Annotated in this window: 14 protein-coding genes and 2 pseudogenes; 12 read left to right on the top strand and 4 right to left on the bottom strand. The window is 71.2% G+C overall.

What is annotated here, in order from left to right:
* Positions 1 to 237 precede the first annotated feature (237 nt).
* From AQI70_RS09970 to AQI70_RS09950, 5 genes are all read left to right on the top strand, one after another.
* Positions 238 to 1284 carry a LacI family DNA-binding transcriptional regulator gene (locus AQI70_RS09970; RefSeq protein ID WP_062146671.1) on the top strand — a complete coding sequence of 349 codons (1047 nt, stop codon included), beginning with the start codon at positions 238 to 240 and terminating at the stop codon, positions 1282 to 1284.
* A 148-nt stretch (positions 1285 to 1432) separates the two neighbouring features.
* A complete protein-coding gene (locus AQI70_RS09965; RefSeq protein WP_062146669.1) occupies positions 1433 to 2680 on the top strand; it encodes a sugar ABC transporter substrate-binding protein in 1248 nt (415 codons plus the stop codon).
* A 22-nt stretch (positions 2681 to 2702) separates the two neighbouring features.
* On the top strand, positions 2703 to 3674 hold the full coding sequence (locus tag AQI70_RS09960; RefSeq protein ID WP_062146667.1) for a carbohydrate ABC transporter permease: 972 nt from the start codon (positions 2703 to 2705) through the stop codon (positions 3672 to 3674).
* Positions 3671 to 4495, top strand: a complete 825-nt coding sequence (locus tag AQI70_RS09955; protein WP_062146664.1) for a carbohydrate ABC transporter permease — start codon at positions 3671 to 3673, stop codon at positions 4493 to 4495. The genes AQI70_RS09960 and AQI70_RS09955 overlap by 4 nt, the downstream gene beginning before the upstream one ends.
* Positions 4496 to 4578: 83 nt before the next feature.
* Positions 4579 to 6324, top strand: a complete 1746-nt coding sequence (locus AQI70_RS09950; protein WP_062146663.1) for an amylo-alpha-1,6-glucosidase — start codon at positions 4579 to 4581, stop codon at positions 6322 to 6324.
* A 2-nt stretch (positions 6325 to 6326) separates the two neighbouring features.
* On the opposite strand, the gene AQI70_RS09945 is transcribed toward AQI70_RS09950, so the two are convergent.
* The 3 genes from AQI70_RS09945 to AQI70_RS09935 form a co-directional block, all read right to left on the bottom strand.
* On the bottom strand, positions 6327 to 7064 hold the full coding sequence (locus tag AQI70_RS09945; protein WP_062146661.1) for an HAD family hydrolase: 738 nt from the start codon (positions 7062 to 7064) through the stop codon (positions 6327 to 6329).
* The gene (locus tag AQI70_RS09940; RefSeq protein ID WP_062146659.1) at positions 7061 to 7261 is read right to left on the bottom strand and encodes a hypothetical protein; all 201 of its coding nucleotides are present in this window, start codon (positions 7259 to 7261) and stop codon (positions 7061 to 7063) included. The genes AQI70_RS09945 and AQI70_RS09940 overlap by 4 nt, the downstream gene beginning before the upstream one ends.
* A 118-nt stretch (positions 7262 to 7379) precedes the next feature.
* Positions 7380 to 7601 (bottom strand): twin-arginine translocase TatA/TatE family subunit, encoded by a 222-nt coding sequence (locus AQI70_RS09935; RefSeq protein ID WP_062146657.1) that lies wholly within the window; start codon positions 7599 to 7601, stop codon positions 7380 to 7382.
* A gap of 180 nt (positions 7602 to 7781) precedes the next feature.
* Between AQI70_RS09935 and AQI70_RS09930 the strand changes: the two genes are divergently transcribed.
* From AQI70_RS09930 to AQI70_RS09920, 3 genes and pseudogenes are all read left to right on the top strand, one after another.
* Positions 7782 to 8168, top strand: coding sequence for a BlaI/MecI/CopY family transcriptional regulator (locus AQI70_RS09930; protein ID WP_062146655.1), 387 nt, complete (start codon positions 7782 to 7784; stop codon positions 8166 to 8168).
* 6 nt (positions 8169 to 8174) lie between these two features.
* Positions 8175 to 9108 (top strand): annotated as a pseudogene (locus AQI70_RS09925) (M56 family metallopeptidase).
* Between the two features lie 166 nt (positions 9109 to 9274).
* A complete protein-coding gene (locus tag AQI70_RS09920) occupies positions 9275 to 10660 on the top strand; it encodes an LCP family protein (protein ID WP_244181558.1) in 1386 nt (461 codons plus the stop codon).
* A gap of 50 nt (positions 10661 to 10710) precedes the next feature.
* On the opposite strand, the gene AQI70_RS09915 is transcribed toward AQI70_RS09920, so the two are convergent.
* Positions 10711 to 11166 carry a tellurite resistance TerB family protein gene (locus AQI70_RS09915; protein ID WP_062146652.1) on the bottom strand — a complete coding sequence of 152 codons (456 nt, stop codon included), beginning with the start codon at positions 11164 to 11166 and terminating at the stop codon, positions 10711 to 10713.
* Between the two features lie 210 nt (positions 11167 to 11376).
* Here AQI70_RS09915 and AQI70_RS09910 point away from each other — a divergent pair.
* The 4 genes and pseudogenes from AQI70_RS09910 to AQI70_RS09895 all read left to right on the top strand — a co-directional run bounded on the left by AQI70_RS09910 (position 11377) and on the right by AQI70_RS09895 (position 15426).
* Positions 11377 to 12491 (top strand): annotated as a pseudogene (locus tag AQI70_RS09910) (acyltransferase family protein).
* 123 nt (positions 12492 to 12614) lie between these two features.
* Positions 12615 to 13943, top strand: coding sequence for a hemolysin family protein (locus AQI70_RS09905; protein ID WP_062146650.1), 1329 nt, complete (start codon positions 12615 to 12617; stop codon positions 13941 to 13943).
* Entirely contained in the window at positions 13940 to 14959 is a 1020-nt protein-coding gene (locus tag AQI70_RS09900) for a hemolysin family protein (protein WP_062146648.1), read from the top strand. The genes AQI70_RS09905 and AQI70_RS09900 overlap by 4 nt, the downstream gene beginning before the upstream one ends.
* Before the next feature lie 281 nt (positions 14960 to 15240).
* Positions 15241 to 15426, top strand: coding sequence for a hypothetical protein (locus tag AQI70_RS09895; RefSeq protein ID WP_062146646.1), 186 nt, complete (start codon positions 15241 to 15243; stop codon positions 15424 to 15426).
* Positions 15427 to 15434: the final 8 nt, after the last annotated feature.

Here is a 15434-nt window from a genome sequence, read left to right as displayed (position 1 = left end):
GAAGCTAGCACCGGGAGATCCGGCCAGCAATCCCCCCGACGCCAGGAGTTGCCGGGCTCCGGCCGGGGAGCCGAAAGGGCGGCCCGGGGTGTTGACAGGCGTTCGTGCGGTTCCTACCGTCGCTTCACGCGAACCGGTTCGACGACCGGTCCTCGCGCCTCCTCACCATCCCCCAGCCTGACGACCGGCGAGCGCTCCCCGAGCGAGCTGTCGAACCGGTTCGAGCAAGGAGTCGCCGTGAACATCGGTGAGATCGCCCAGCGGGCCGGTGTCTCACGCAGCACCGTGTCCTACGCGCTGAGCGGCAAGCGCCCGGTTTCGGAGGAGACGCGCCGCAAGATCCAGCAGGTCGTCGACGAGCTGGGCTACCGGCCCAGCGCCAGCGCCCGCGCCCTGGCCAACGGGCGCACCAGCACGATCGGCCTGGTCTTCCCGCCGGCCGGGAACCACTACACCGGGATGCAGCTCGATTTCATCGGCAGTGTCGTGGAGGCCGCCGCGGCCTACGACTACGACGTGCTGTTGTCACCCAGCGGCGTGGACAGTGACCGCTCCTTCCAGCGGCTGCTGGGGGAGCGGCGGGTCGACGGCGCCATCCTGATGGAGATCCGGCTGGCCGACGACCGGGTCGACCACCTGGCCGAGCTGGGCTTCCCCGCCGTCGCCATCGGCCGCACCGCGCGTCCCGAGGGCGGCTGGTGGGTGGGCCTGGACCACACCGCGCTGGCCGCGGCGTGCGTCCACCACCTGGCGGACCTCGGCCACCGCCGGGTCGCCTTCGTCAACCGCCCCGAGCAACTGCTGCGGGCCGGTTACGAGTCCGCGCACCGCGGCCTGGACGGATTCACGAAGGCCGCGGCCGAGCGCGGGCTGACGGTCCGGACGTACTGCTGCGGGGACGACGCCGCCTCCGGCCAGGCCTGCGTGGAGCGGATCCTGCACGACGACCCGGCCACCACGGCACTGGTCACCCTGAACGAGGCCGCGCTCGGCGGCCTCTACCGGGGGCTCGCCCAGGCGGGCCGCCATGTGCCGCGCGACTTCTCCGTCACCGGCGTCGTGGCCAACCGCTGGGCCGAGACGGTCACCCCGCAGCTCACCGCGGCGGACGTACCGGCCGCCGACATGGGCCGGCTGGCCGTGGAGCTGCTGGTGGAGCGGCTCGACCAGCCCGACGCGGCACCCCGGCACCACCTCCTCGCGCCCCCCATCTCCCTGCGGGCCAGCACCGGACCCGCGGGCGCCCCGCCCACCCCGGACGCCGGGCCCGATACGACAGCCTGACCGCACCCCCAGCAGAGGTTCGCCCTCCTCCCTGTGAGCACCCTCCTCCCCTCAGCGCCGTTCGGCGTGCCCGCTTTCCACCCCTCGCCTCGGCACCCGCATGCCGAAAACAGTCGGCACCCGCATGCCAGAACAGAAGGAACCCGCGATGAACAGCTCCTCCGGACGCCGCCGTCTGACCGCCGCCGCCCTGACCGCCCTGGCCGTCGCCACCAGCGCCACCGCCTGCGGCTCCGGCTCGGGCAGCACCGGAGCGAAGGCGGCGGACAGCGGCACGTACACCATCTGGGACCCGTACCCGCAGTTCGCCAAGGGCTCGGCCTGGGTGAGGCTGCTGGACGACTGCGGCACCCAGGCCGGCGTGAAGATCAAGCGGACCGCCTTCGACACCAGCGACCTGTCCAACAAGGCCCTGCTGGCGGCGCAGCAGGACAACTCCGCGGACGTCCTCATCGTCGACAACCCGGTGGTGTCCACCCTGGCCGAGGCGGGCGTGCTCACCAGCACCGACGACAACAAGCTCGACACCTCGAAGGTGGACCCCAACCTGCTCGCCGCGGGCCAGTCGGGCGGGAAGACCTACGGCACCCCGATCGGCGCCAACACCCTCGCCCTCTACTACAACAAGAAGGTGCTGAAGGAGGCCGGGGTCGACCCGGCCTCCGTCAAGGACTGGAAGTCGCTGACGGCAGCTCTGGACAAGGTGAAGAAGGCGGGCAAGAAGGGCATCACCTTCTCCGCGATCGGCACCGAAGAGGGCAGCTTCCAGTTCCTGCCGTGGTTCTGGGGCTCGGGCGCGAAGCTGACCGAGCTCGACTCCGCCGAGGCCGCCTCCGCCCTGACCCTGTGGACCGACTGGACGAAGAAGGGCTACGCGCCCAACTCGGTCCTCAACAACACCCAGACGACCAGCTGGCAGGAGTTCGCGAGCGGCGACTACGCGTTCGCCGAGAACGGCACCTGGCAGCTGGCCAACGCGAAGAAGGCGGGCTTCGACTATGGCGTCCTCCCCATACCCGCCGCCGACGGAGGCACCGCCGCGGCCCCCACGGGCGGTGAGTTCGTCACCATCCCGGTCCAGGGCGACACCGGCCGCTACGCCACCGCGCAGAAGCTGGCGACCTGCCTGACCAGCACCCAGAACCTGTACGACACCGACACCACCCTGTCCTACGTCGCCCCCACCGCCGAGGTCCAGGACAAGCAGGTGGCGGCCGACCCCGACCTCAAGCCCTGGATCGAGGCGGTCAAGGCGGCCAAGGGCCGCACCAGCGACGACCTGGGCACCAAGTACCCGAAGATCTCCGAGCAGTTGTGGAAGGCCGTCCAGTCCGCCCTCAGCGGCTCGAAGTCTCCGAAGGACGCGCTGGGCGCCGCCCAGTCCGCCGTCAAGTGACCGCGGTCCAGGGCCCTTTCCCATGACTCACACGACACAGGTCCCGCATCGCCGGCCCGTGCCCGACCGCAGCGGTGCGGCCCCCGCCGCACAGCCCCCGGCACGGCGCCGCCCCGCCTCCCAGCAGTGGGCCGCCTGGGCCTTCCTCACCCCGGTGACCCTCTACCTCGTCCTCTTCTACGCCTATCCGCTCTACCGCAACCTCGACCTGAGCCTGCGCCACTACACGGTCCGCTCCTTCGTCCAGGGCGACGCCCCCTTCACGGGCCTGCAGAACTACCGGACCGTCTTCGACGACCCGACCTTCGCCCCGGCCCTGCTGCACACCGTGGTGTTCACCGCGGTGTGCCTGGCCTTCCAGTACGCCATCGGCCTGGCCCTCGCGGTCTTCTTCAACCAGCACTTCCGTCTGTCGGCGACCCTGCGCGCCCTGTTCCTGGTGCCCTGGCTGCTCCCGTTGATCGTCTCGGCGTCCACCTGGTCGTGGATGCTCAACAGTGAATCGGGCGTCGTCAACGCCGCCCTGCACGCCGTCGGCATCGACCCGGTGAACTGGCTGACCTCGCCGTCCTGGTCGCTGACCTCGGTGATCATCGCGAACATCTGGATCGGCGTCCCGTTCAACCTGGTCGTGCTCCACAGCGGCCTGCAGTCGATCCCCCACTCGCTGTACGAGGCGGCGGCCCTCGACGGGGCGAACGCCTGGCAGCGGTTCTGGCGCATCACCTTCCCGCTGCTGCGCCCGGTCTCCGCCATCACGCTGCTGCTGGGCCTGGTCTACACACTCAAGGTCTTCGACATCATCTGGATCATGACCAAGGGCGGCCCGGCGGAATCGTCCACCACCTTCGCCACCTGGTCCTACCAGCTCGGCTTCGGCAACCTCCTGCCCGCCTTCGGCCCGGGCGCGGCCGTCGGCAACCTGCTGGTCGTCGCCGCCCTGGTCTTCGGCCTGGTCTACGTCCGGGTGCAGAGAAAGCAGGCGTTGTCATGAGCCGCAGCGGCAAGCGCACCTGGGGAAAGACGGCCATCGGCCTCCTGCTGACCGGAACCATGCTCTTCCCGGTCTACTGGATGCTGAACGTGTCCTTCACCCGCGACCAGGACATGCGCAAGAGCCCACCGGACCTGTTCCCCGCCCACGCCACCCTGGCCGGCTACCGCACGGTCCTCGACGAGCAGTTGCCCTACCTCGGCACCAGCCTCGCCATCGGCCTGGGCACCGTCGTCCTGACCGTGGCCCTGTCCGCCCCCGCCGGCTACGCCCTGGCCAAGCTGCGCCCGCGCGGCGGCGGCCTCCTCGGCTTCCTCCTGCTGGCCGCGCAGATGATCCCCGGCATCATCATGGCGATGGGCTTCTACGCCATCTACCTCCAACTCGGCCTGCTCCAGTCCGTCCCCGGACTGATCGTCGCCGACTCCACCCTGGCCGTCCCCTTCGCGGTGCTCATCTTCACCGCGTTCATGTCCGGCATCCCCGGCGAACTGCTCCAGGCCGCGCAGATGGACGGAGCAGGACCTCTGCGCACCTTCCGGTCCGTCGTCCTGCCCATGAGCCGCAACGCCGTCGTCACGGTCTCGTTGTTCGCGTTCCTGTGGTCCTGGTCCGACTTCGTGCTCGCCGGCACCCTGGTCAACGGCGGCGCCCACGAGCCGATCACCCTCGGCATCTACCACTACATCGGCAACAACAACCAGGAGTGGAACGCCATCATGGCCACCGCCGTCGTGGCCTCGCTGCCGGCCGCGGTCATCCTCGTCCTCGCCCAGCGCTACGTCGCCGCCGGTGTGACCGCCGGCGCCGTCAAGGACTGACCCCTTCCACCTCGCCACGGCTCCCGCCGTCCGCACCCCGGACGGCCGGCCGCCCCTGCCCGAGAAGAAACGAGTGACGCTTCATGACCGCCGCCCGATCCGGCCCGGCCTTCTCCGTCCACGACATTCCGTTCAGCGCATACGGATCCTGGTTCGACATCTCGCCCGTGGTGGCGGAGAAGACATACGCCGAGGACCTCCACCTCGTCTCGCACCAGAACGGCATGCACGCCGTCCTGCGCCTGGTCCCCCTGGACGCGGCGACGGGTGCGCGCGCCGAGACCGGTGTCCAGGCGACACCGGCCCTGCTCAGCTGGACCGGCCCGGCCGGGCGCGTCGACCTCGCCTACCAGTCGCCGGACACCGTACGCCTGCGGGGGAGCGGCCTCGGTTTCGGCGTCGCCGCGGCCGCGCAGGCGCTGACCCCGTTCAGCGGCACGTACTTCTTCCACGACCCGGCCGCGGACGCGTACGTGTTCACGTCGTACGAGACGGGACGCCGCTACCGGGTCACCGTGCTGGCCGGCACCGTCGCCGACACGGCCGGGGCCCAGGCCCTGGGCAGCGGCGACCGCGGCCTCGTCCTGGCCGGGGAGGCGGACGGCGCCTGGGAGATCGCGATCGAGGAACTCGACACCGCCCGGCCGCCGTACACGCCCCCGGCGGCCTTTGACGCCGTCGTTCAGTCCGCACGGGACGCGTTCGCGGACTTCGTCGACGCCGTGGCCCCCTGGCGCTCCTCCGCCACCCCGGCCGCCGAACTCGCCGCCTACGTCGTCTGGTCGGCGACCGTGCGCCCGGCGGGGCTGGTCACCCGGCCCGCCGTGCTGATGTCCAAGCACTGGATGGACAAGGTCTGGAGCTGGGACCACTGCTTCAACGCCCTGGCCCTTGCCCCCGGTCGCCCCGACCTGGCCCGGGACCAGTTCGCCCTGCCCTTCGACCACCAGGACGACAGCGGCGCCCTGCCCGACTCGGTCACCCACTCCGAGGTCCTGCACAACTTCGTCAAACCGCCCATCCACGGCTGGGCCTTCGGCCACCTGCGCCGCCGGCTGCCGACGGCCCTCGGCCAGGACGAACTGGCCGAGGTGTACGACCGGCTGCGACGCTGGACGGACTTCTGGCTCACCGCACGACGTGCCCCCGGGGCCGAACTGGCCCACTACCAGCACGGCAACGACAGCGGCTGGGACAACGCCACCACCTTCGACCCCGAGCGCGTGGTCGTCACCGCCGACCTGGCCGCCTTTCTCGTCCTCCAACTGCGCGAACTCGCCGATCTGGCCAGGGAATTGAACCGGCCGGACGAGGCGCGTCGGTGGGCGCGGGCGGCCGAGGAGATGAGGACGGCCCTGTTCGAGCAGCTCTGGACCGAAGACAGGTTCGTCGCGCGGGGCGTCGCCACCGGGGACACATGGAGCAGCTCCAGCCTGCTGGACCTGATGCCCGTCGTGCTGGGCGAGCATCTGCCCGGCGATGTCGGCAGCGCGCTGGCGGACCGCATCAAGGCGCACCTGACGCCGTACGGCCTCGCCACCGAACTGACGACCTCACCGCACTACCTCGCCGACGGCTACTGGCGCGGCCCGATCTGGGCCCCGGTCACCGTCCTGATCGAGGACGGCCTGCGCCGCGCCGGGCATCACCGCCTCGCGGACGAGATCAGCGCCCGCTTCCGTGCCCTGTGCGAAACCCACGGCTTCGCCGAGAACTTCGACGCCCTCACCGGAACGGGCCTGCGCGACCGCGCCTACACCTGGACCGCCAGCAGCTATCTCCTGCTCGCCGAGGCCCACGAACTCCGGCGCGGGGCACACCGGACCTGAGGTCAGGTCACGAGCCGCAGCACGTCCGCCAGGCCGCGCTCACCGGTGCGGGGTTCCGCCGGCAGGATGTAGGTGCGCAGACCGCAGGCGGACGCGCCGCCGTCGCGGACCGGGTTGTCGCCGACCATGAGGGTGGCGCGTGGATCGGCGCCGAGGTCGGCGCAGGCCTTGAGGAACAGCTGCGGGTCGGGCTTCTCGCGGCCCTGCTCGTAGGAGAGCACGCAGGTGTCGATCAGGTCCTCCAGCCCGTGGTGGGCGAGGTGGCCGCGCAGGTCCCAGGCGAAGTCGCTGACGACGCCGATGCGCAGTCCGCGCTCGCGCAGGGCACGCAGGACCGGCTCGGTGTCGGGATAGGGCACCCAGGCGTCCGGGGCGGTGAGTTCCCGGTACGCCGCCTCCTCCGCGCCGCGCAGGAAGTCCACCCGCTCCCACCAGCCCCGCATGGCGCGGCGGTGCTGTTCGGCGGAGAGGTCACGGCCTTCCTGGAGGGCGACGACGGAGGGCAGCAGGGAGGCGGCGCGCAGCTGGCCGGAGATCTCGGCCACCGCACCGGGCTCGTCCAGCACGGCCAGGCGGCCGGCGGCGGCGCCGACCCGGCGCAGCCACGACTCCAGGCCGATCATCTGGAAGATGGTGTTGCTGAAGTCGAACAGCAAGGCCCGGACCGGTGGCACGGGCGCGGCCATCTCGGCATCGCTGGGGCGGTAGGTGCTCGGCGTTTCGAACAGGGTGTGGATCACAGGGAGGGCTCTTCGGGCTCGACGGTCTGGACGGAGACTGGGAGGCCGTGCACGGCCGCGCGTGCGGAGGTGGGGCTTGCGGTGCCGGTGACGACGGCGTTGTGGCCGGCCACGGTGCGGTGCGCGTACGGGGCGGTCCGGCGGGTCTCACCGCGCTCCTCGACGGCGGCCTGCGACAGTCGCGTACGGGCGGTCACCGCGCCCCTCCTCCCCGTGGCTCCGGTCTCGCAGTCTTCCACACGGGCCGGTCGCGGCCGTGGCCGGTGCCGTGGGACCGCCGCCCGCCGCGGAGGTCCCGCGTCCGATGTCCGCCGGTCACTGCCGACGCCGCTGCGCGCCCTGCCGGTCCGGGGCGACGACCTCACCCTGGATCACCCGGTGCTCGGCCGGCTCGTCCTCGTCCTTCATCGCCCTGGCCTCGGCCTTGAGGATGCGCGCGCTCTTGCCCGCCGAACGCGCCAGTTCGGGCAGCTTCTTCGCGCAGAGGACGGCTGCGACGACGATGAGGATGACGGCGAGTTCGCTCAGTCCGAACATCTGGGTTCTGTCCTTCCGGTGCGCTGGGTGAGGTGGTGACGCAGGCAGGGCAGCATCCCACGGCCGAGCCGGGCGCGGCAGCGGCGGCCGGGACGGTGGCCGGGCCCGGCGCACCTTTCCTTACGATGTATCGCTCGGGGCAGGGCAGTGACGTGCGGGGCAGCGGAAGGGAGACGGGGCATGGCGGACGACCGGCGGCGTTCCCGGCGGGGGCAGGGCGAGCTGGAGGTGCTGGTCCTGTCGGCCCTGCGGGAGGCGGACGGTCCGGTGACGGCCGGCTGGGTGCAGGAGCGGCTCGGCGGGGATCTCGCCTATACGACGGTGATCACCATCCTGACCCGCCTGCTGGCCAAGGGCGCGGTGACCCGGGAGCGCACGGGGCGGTCCTTCGCCTGGACGCCGGCGTCGGACCAGGCGGGCCTCGCCGCGCACCGGATGCGCAGGGTGCTGGACGCCGAGAGCGACCGGGAGGCGGTGCTGGCCAGCTTCGTCACGGGCCTCGGGCCGGACGACGAGCGGCTGCTGCGTGAGCTGCTGGGGCAGGCCCGGAGCGAAGGGGAGAACTGACACCTCATGGGGGTCTTCGTCTTTCTGCCGCTCGTCCTGCCGCTCACGGCCTGGCCGATCGCCCGCCTGGCCGAGCAGCATCTTCATCCCCGCACCGCGACGAGGCTGCTCACCGGCGTCGCCGCGGTCATGGCGATGTGCAGCACGGTGTGCCTGGGCCTGGTGATGGTGGTGGGCACCGCCCAACTGCCCGGCAATCCGCTGCCCGACGGCTGGTCGGACCCCGAGGTGCGGGCGGCGGTGCCGTACTGACGAGGTCGTCGGCAAGGCGGCGATTCCGGCGCTGTGCGCGGTGGTTGCGGCCTGCGGCCGGACGCTGTGGCGGCACTGCCGGGTGCGTCGCCGTGCCCATCGGGCACTGGCCGGGCTGCCGGGGACCGGCGTGGCCGTACTCCCCGACGCGGTGCCGTACGCGTACGCGCTGCCGGGCGGACGCCGGGACCGGGTGGTGGTGACCACCGCCCTGCTGGACCACCTCCAACCCGCCGAACGCCGGGCGCTGTTCGCCCACGAGCGGGCCCATCTGGCCGCGCGGCACCACCGTTTCCTGCTCACCGTCCAACTGGCCGCCCGCGCCAACCCGTTCCTGCGCCCGCTGCGTACGGCCGTGTCGTACACCGCGGAACGGTGGGCTGACGAAACCGCGGCCCAGGCGGTCGGCAGCCGTCGTACGGTGGCCTGTGCGATCGGCAAGGCGGCGCTGGTCTCCCGGGGGACTCCGGTCGCGACGCTGGCGGGCTTCGCGGCGCTTGGGCCGGTGCCGCGCCGGGTGGCCGCGCTGCTCGGGCCCGCTCCGGCGGTGCGCCGCTGGCCGTCGCTGTTCACGTCGGTGGGCCTGGCGGCATGGTGCGCCGCCGCCGGGACGGCCGTATCGGCGATGTCGTCCGCGAACGCGGCGGTGACGATGGTCCTCATCCTGCAGGCGGCGACGCCTCTTTGAACGAGGGGCGAGGGATCGGGCGTCGCGTCGGCCGTGGGGCGGCGTGCGGTTCCGCCGGGAAATTCGTGCGTTCGTGCGGTCGCGGGCAACGGATGTTGCGAAGATCGTCGTCTGTTCATGGTGAGGGGTCCGGGCTTCCGGCCATATGTCTACAGAGGGGGCGCGGATGAGCGGGACGGGGAAGCGTCGACGTGAGTCGGGCGATACGGGGAAGGCCCGGCTGACGCGGCGGGGGCGGATACTGGCGTGGAGCGCGGGGGTGACCTCGGCGGTCGTGCTCGGCGTCGCCGGGGTGGGCGCCTGGGTCTACCAGGACCTCAACAACAACATCAGGTCGGCCGACGTCGACGACAAGATCGGCGGGGACCGTCCGGAGAACCTCAGCCCGGGCTCGAAGAACATACTCGTCGTCGGGTCCGACAGCCGCGACGGCGCCAACGCGAAGTACGGCAAGGACCTGACCACCATGCAGTCGGACACGCTGATGGTGCTGCATGTTCCCGCGAACCGTAAATGGGCCGCGGTCGTGTCGTTCCCCCGCGACTCCTGGGTGGAGATACCGGCCTGCGACAAGGGCGACGGCAGCACCTCCGACCCGCACCACGCGAAGATCAACGAGGCGTTCGCGATCGGCGGTTCAGGCGGCGAGGTCGCCGGGGCCGCCGCCTGCTCCATCAAGACGGTCGAGGAGCACACGGGCCTGCGCATCGACCACTTCATGTCCGTCGACTTCCAGGGCTTCAAGGGCATGGTCGACGCCCTGGACGGCATCGAGGTCTGCCCCGAGGAGGCCATCCACTCCAAGAAGGCCCGCCTGGACATGGAGCCCGGCTGCCAGACGGTCGGAGGGGAGAAGGCCCTCGGCTATGTGCGGGTCCGCTACGGCGTCGGCGACAACTCCGACATCGGACGCATCGGCCGCCAGCAGGAGTTCATGGACGCGCTGGCCGAGAAGGCCCAGGACAAGCTGACCAGCCCGAACGCGCTCTACGGCTTCCTGCAGTCCGCGACCAAGTCCCTGACCACGGACCCCGATCTGGCCGGAATCAAGCCGCTGTACAGCCTCGCGTCGGAGCTCAAGGGAATCCCGAGCGATCGCCTGACCTTCCTCACGGTCCCCAACTACCCGCGTGAGGCCGACGTGGCCACCGACAGGGCCAACGTCGTCTGGCAGTACCCGCAGGCCGCCGAGCTGTTCACCTCCCTGGCCAAGGACAGGGAGGTCGACAAGAAGCGACTGGAGGCGGACGCCAAGGACCCCCTGTACGCCTCCTCCGTGCGGGTGCAGGTCCTCAACGGCACCGGAGTCTCCGGACTGGCCGCCACCGTGGCCGGGAAGCTGCGCGAGGCCGGCCTCACGGTCACCGGTACGGGCAACGCTCCGGAGACCACCGGCACCACGACGGTCACCTACCCGGCGGGCCTGGAGAAGTCGGCGAAGGCACTTGCCGCCCGGCTGCCCGGAGTCAGGGCCACGCAGGCGCCGGACGCCACGGCGGACGTGGTCACCCTGGTCGTGGGCAAGGACCTCGACCCCGACGGCATCCGCTGACCGGCCGTGCCGGGCGGACGCCGCTCGCGCCCGGCACGGATGCCGGTCGGTCAGAGGTCGAACTCGTGCGGCGGCAGGCCGAGCGCGTAGCACGCCTCGCGTACCACGGCCTGCTCGTCCTGGTCGAAGTCGCCGTCGGCGCTCCCGATGACGATGCCGATCTGGATGACGGCCCGTGCCTCGGCGGGCTTCTTCTTCGCCTTGGCGATCTCCTGCATGACGCTCACCTTGCCGAAGTCGAAGTCGGTGGTGAGCCGGTGCAGGTTCTCCTCGAAACGCCGGCGCAGATCGTCGGCGGCGAAGTTCTGCAACACCTCGTTGGTGGCGATCAGTTGGGCTACGCGCTGCCGCTCGGAGGGGTCGACGGTGCCGTCCGCGGCGGCGACGAGGGCGCACATGGCCATGCTCGCGTCGCGGAAGGCGCCGCTCTTGAGGTCGTTCTTCCTCGCCAGCAGCTGGGTCTGCATCGTCGACGCGGACTCCTTGATGCGGTCCCACAGGGCCATGAGAACTCCAAACGGGTACGGGGGTTCGGTGGCCGCCCGGGTCGAGCGGCCACTCCCTGACTTCTACAGTGGTGTAGAAGTTAGCAGGAGGGTTTCTGCCGCCTGGGCGTGGGGCCCCCGGGCGTACCGGCGCCTGGGGTGGCTCATAAGGTGTGCGTTCGCACACGGCGAGGTTGAGCCGGCGTGCGGACGTGTGCTTAGGGTGCTGCGATGTCCGCTGACGCCACGCCAGTCCCCGTAGCCACACGCGCACCGGAGCGACAGCAGCAACCGCTGCCGGTCGCACGGGCGTCGGCCAGACGGGCCGGCGAGCGGGTCCCTTTGTTCGACAACGCCAAGTACCTGGCGATCGTGCTGGTGGCGGCGGGTCACGCCTGGGAGCCCCTGCGCGAGGGCAGCCGGGCCGTCACCGCGCTGTACATGCTCGTGTACGCCTTCCACATGCCGGTGTTCATCGTCCTGTGCGGCTACTTCTCGCGTGACTGGCACGCGAGCACCGAGCGCCTCGCACGTCTCGTCCGGGGCGTCGCCGTGCCGTACGTCCTCTTCGAGTTGGCGTACACCCTGTTCGTCCGATGGGCCGGTGACGGCCCCGACCGCCCCGTCAGCCTGCTGGACCCGCTGTATCTGACCTGGTTCCTGGCGGCGCTGTTCCTGTGGCGGCTGACCAGCCCGCTCTGGCGGCTCCTGCGGTGGCCGTTGCCGTTCGCACTCGCCATCGCGATGCTCGCCACCCTCTCGCCGTCCATCGGCAACGACCTCGGCCTGCAACGCGTCCTGCAGTTCCTGCCGTACTTCGTGCTCGGCCTGCTGCTGAGGCCGGAGCACTTCCGGCTCGTCCGCCGCCGCGCGGCGCGCGTCCTGGCCCTGCCGGTCTGGGCCGGCGCCCTCGCGGTGGCGTACTGGGCGGTCCCGCGGATGAACTACGCCTGGTTCTTCCACAGCGAGAGCGCCGAGGCACTCGCCGCGCCCGCCTGGTACGGCCCCTGATGACGCTGGTCACCTTCGGCTGCTCGACCGTCCTGGTCGTCTGCTTCCTCGCCTGGGTGCCCGGACGCCGGACGTGGTGCACGGTGCTGGGCGCCGGCACCCTGTACGGCTTCCTGCTGCACGGTTTCGTCGCCCAGGGCGCCAAGTACCTGGGCTGGTACGACCCCGCCTGGATCCGGCGGCCCCTCGGTGAGATCACCGTCACGCTGGTCGCGGCGGCGGTCATGACCGCGCTGTGCACCCCCGCTGTCCAGCGGGTCTTCGGCTGGGTGACGCACCCCCGCATGGCGTATGCCCTCCATGGGCGGGAACACAGATTCGGCCAGAATCGTTGAACAGACGAACAACGAGACTAGGAGCGCGCACGTGTCCGCCAGACCGACGGACCCTCCGGGGCACAGTCCCCGACCATCCCGCCAGGTTTCCCCTGAGCACGGCACGCGGCGGGGTGGTGTTGGTTGAGTGCCGCACTCGGCCTGCTGGCCGTCTTCGTCCTGACCGCCGGCACCGGCTATTTCGTCGCCCAGGAGTTCGCCTACGTCTCCGCCGACCGGCTCGCCCTCGCCCGTGACGCCGAGGCCGGCGACAAGAAGGCCGCCCGCGCCCTGAAGGTGCTGGAGCGGCTGTCCTTCATGCTCTCGGGCGCCCAGCTCGGCATCACCGTGACCGGCCTGGTCGTCGGCTTCATCGCCGAACCGTCGGTGTCCGCGCTGCTCAGGCCCGCCCTGTCCGGACTCGGCCTCCCCGGCGCCGCCGTGAGCGGCGTCTCCGTCGTGCTCGCCTTCGTGCTGGCCACGGTCGTGCAGATGGTGCTCGGCGAACTGGCCCCGAAGAACCTCGCCATCGCCGTCCCGGAGCGGCTGGCGAAGTCGCTGGCCGCGTCCACACTGGCATACCTGAAGGTCGTCGGACCGGTGGTGCGGATCTTCGACGGCGCCGCGAACCGGCTGCTGCGCAAGGCCGGTATCGAGCCGGTGGAGGAGTTGCACCACGGCGCCACCCTGGAGGAGCTGGGCCACCTGATCGGCGAGTCCCACGAACAGGGACAGCTGCCCCGCGAGACCGCCGAACTGCTCGACCACGCCCTGGAGTTCTCCGACCGGACGCTGGACGAGGTGATGGTCCCGCGCGCCGACGCCGTCTTCGTCCGCAAGGACGCCACCGCCGCCGAGGCGATCGACCTGATCGCCCGGCACGGCCACTCCAACTACCCCGTCCTCGGCGACCATCCGGACGACGTCGCGGGCGTGCTCGGCGTACGGGAGCTGATGGGACTGGCCGCCGACCGGCTGACGGCCACCACGGCCGGTTCGGCGGCCCGTCGGCCGCTGCTGCTGCCCGACACCCTGCCGCTGCCGGACGCCGTGGCGCAGATGCGGACGCGGGACGACGAGTTCGCCGTGGTCCTGGACGAGCACGGCGGTGTGGCGGGCATCGTCACCTACGAGGACATCGCCGAGGAACTCGTGGGTGACATCGCCGACGAGACCGACACCGTCACCGAGATCGCGGTGGCGGACGGCGAGGGCTGGCTGGTGGATGCCGGGCGCCGTCTCGACGAGGTGGCCGACGCGACCGGCATCGAGCTGCCCGAGGAGGAGGACTACGACACCGTGGCCGGCCTGGTCGTGGACCGGCTGGGCCGCTTCCCGACCATCGGCGACCGGCTGACGGTCGCGCTGCCCGACGGCGACGGCGTGGTGATCGACGTACGCACCCTGGACCGGCACGTGCCCGAACGGGTGCGGGTCGAGCGGGTGGCACAGAAGGCGGAGGAGCCGGCATGAGTTTCCCGATGGCGCTGTTCGTCACCGTGCTGCTCCTGATCGGCAGCGGGTTCTTCGTGGCGGCCGAGTTCGCGCTCGTCGCCGCCAAACGGCACCGCATGGAGAAGGCCGCCGCCGAGGGGCGGCGCGGCGCCGGGGCGGCGGTGGCCGGCATGCGCGAGCTGTCGCTGATGCTGGCCGGCGCCCAACTCGGCATCACCGTCTGCACACTGGGCCTCGGCTCGGTCTCCAAGCCCGCGATCTCGCACGCACTCGACCCCGTGCTGCACGACCTGGGCCTGCCCGACGCGCTGAGCTACGGCGTCGCGTTCGCCGTCGCCATGATCGTCGTGGTGTTCCTGCACATGGTCGTCGGCGAGATGGCACCCAAGTCCTGGGCCATCGCCCACCCCGAGCGCTCCGCGATGCTGCTCGCGCCCGCCTTCCGGGGCGTGGTCAGGGCCGTGCGTCCGCTGATCCGGGTGCTGAACAAGATGAGCAACGGCCTGGTACGGCTGTGCCGCGTCACCCCGCGCGACGAGCTGGCCTCGGTGCACAACCGCGAACAGCTCACCCACCTGGTCGAGGAGTCCCAGCGGCTCGGACTGATCAGCGAGGCGGACTCGGTCCTGCTGACCCGTTCGCTGACCGAGCCCGAGACTCCGGTACGCGAGCTCCAGGTGCCGGCCGACGACATTTCCTGGGTCGACGCGGCGGCCGGCGCCGAGGCGATCCTCCGGCTGGCCGCCGCCAACGACCGCACCCGGCTCCTGGTCCGCGACCGGGGCACCGTCGTCGGCTCGCTGCACGCCCGTGACGTCCTGGTCGCCCGCGCCCAGCAACGACCCGCCGACGCCCGCTCGCTGGCCCGCCCGGTGCCCGAGCTGACCGAGGACACCACGGTGGCCGACGCGATCGACCTGCTGCGCCGGCGCCGGACCTCGCTCGCCATGGTCCGCGACGGGTCGGGCCGGCTCACCGGCATGGTGACGCTGGACGACCTGCTGGCCCGCTTCCTGCAACCGCAGGCGGCGTAGCGGCGACCGTCGAGGGTGGGAGCGCCCCGGCTCATCGGCGCGCTCGCGCACTTCAGCGAGGTCGTCGCCGTGGCGAGCTGTTGACGTACGTCCTCCAAGGGGCTCCTGCCACAGGACAGTTCGCCCAGGTTCCGTCCTTCGCTCGGCAGTGAGGAACCCTGGCGGCTCAGTAAAAATGCCGAATCAGTGACATGCGGGTTTATTGGGAAAAGATGCGCTTTTTGTGACCATGTGGTGCTCTGAGGTGTGAAGGCTATGGCTGACCCAGAGGAGATGGTGATATGCCTTCCATGGACAAGGCGATCGAGGACATAACGGGCGTCCGGACCGACCTAGAGGCGGCACTTGACCCTGTCGAGTCCGACGGCGTCTACCGTGACAGCCGGGAGTGCGCCGGGCTGGCGCTCCTCTCCGCAGACCTCAAGCTGTTCCTGTCCCCGCCGACTCCTCGCCCCAAGAAGGGCTGAGCGGACCG

Origin of the sequence: Streptomyces curacoi (assembly GCF_001513975.1) — a bacterium.
Classification (GTDB): domain Bacteria; phylum Actinomycetota; class Actinomycetes; order Streptomycetales; family Streptomycetaceae; genus Streptomyces; species Streptomyces curacoi.
Note: the sequence above shows the minus strand (reverse complement) of the source record. Positions and strands in the feature narration are given on the sequence as shown.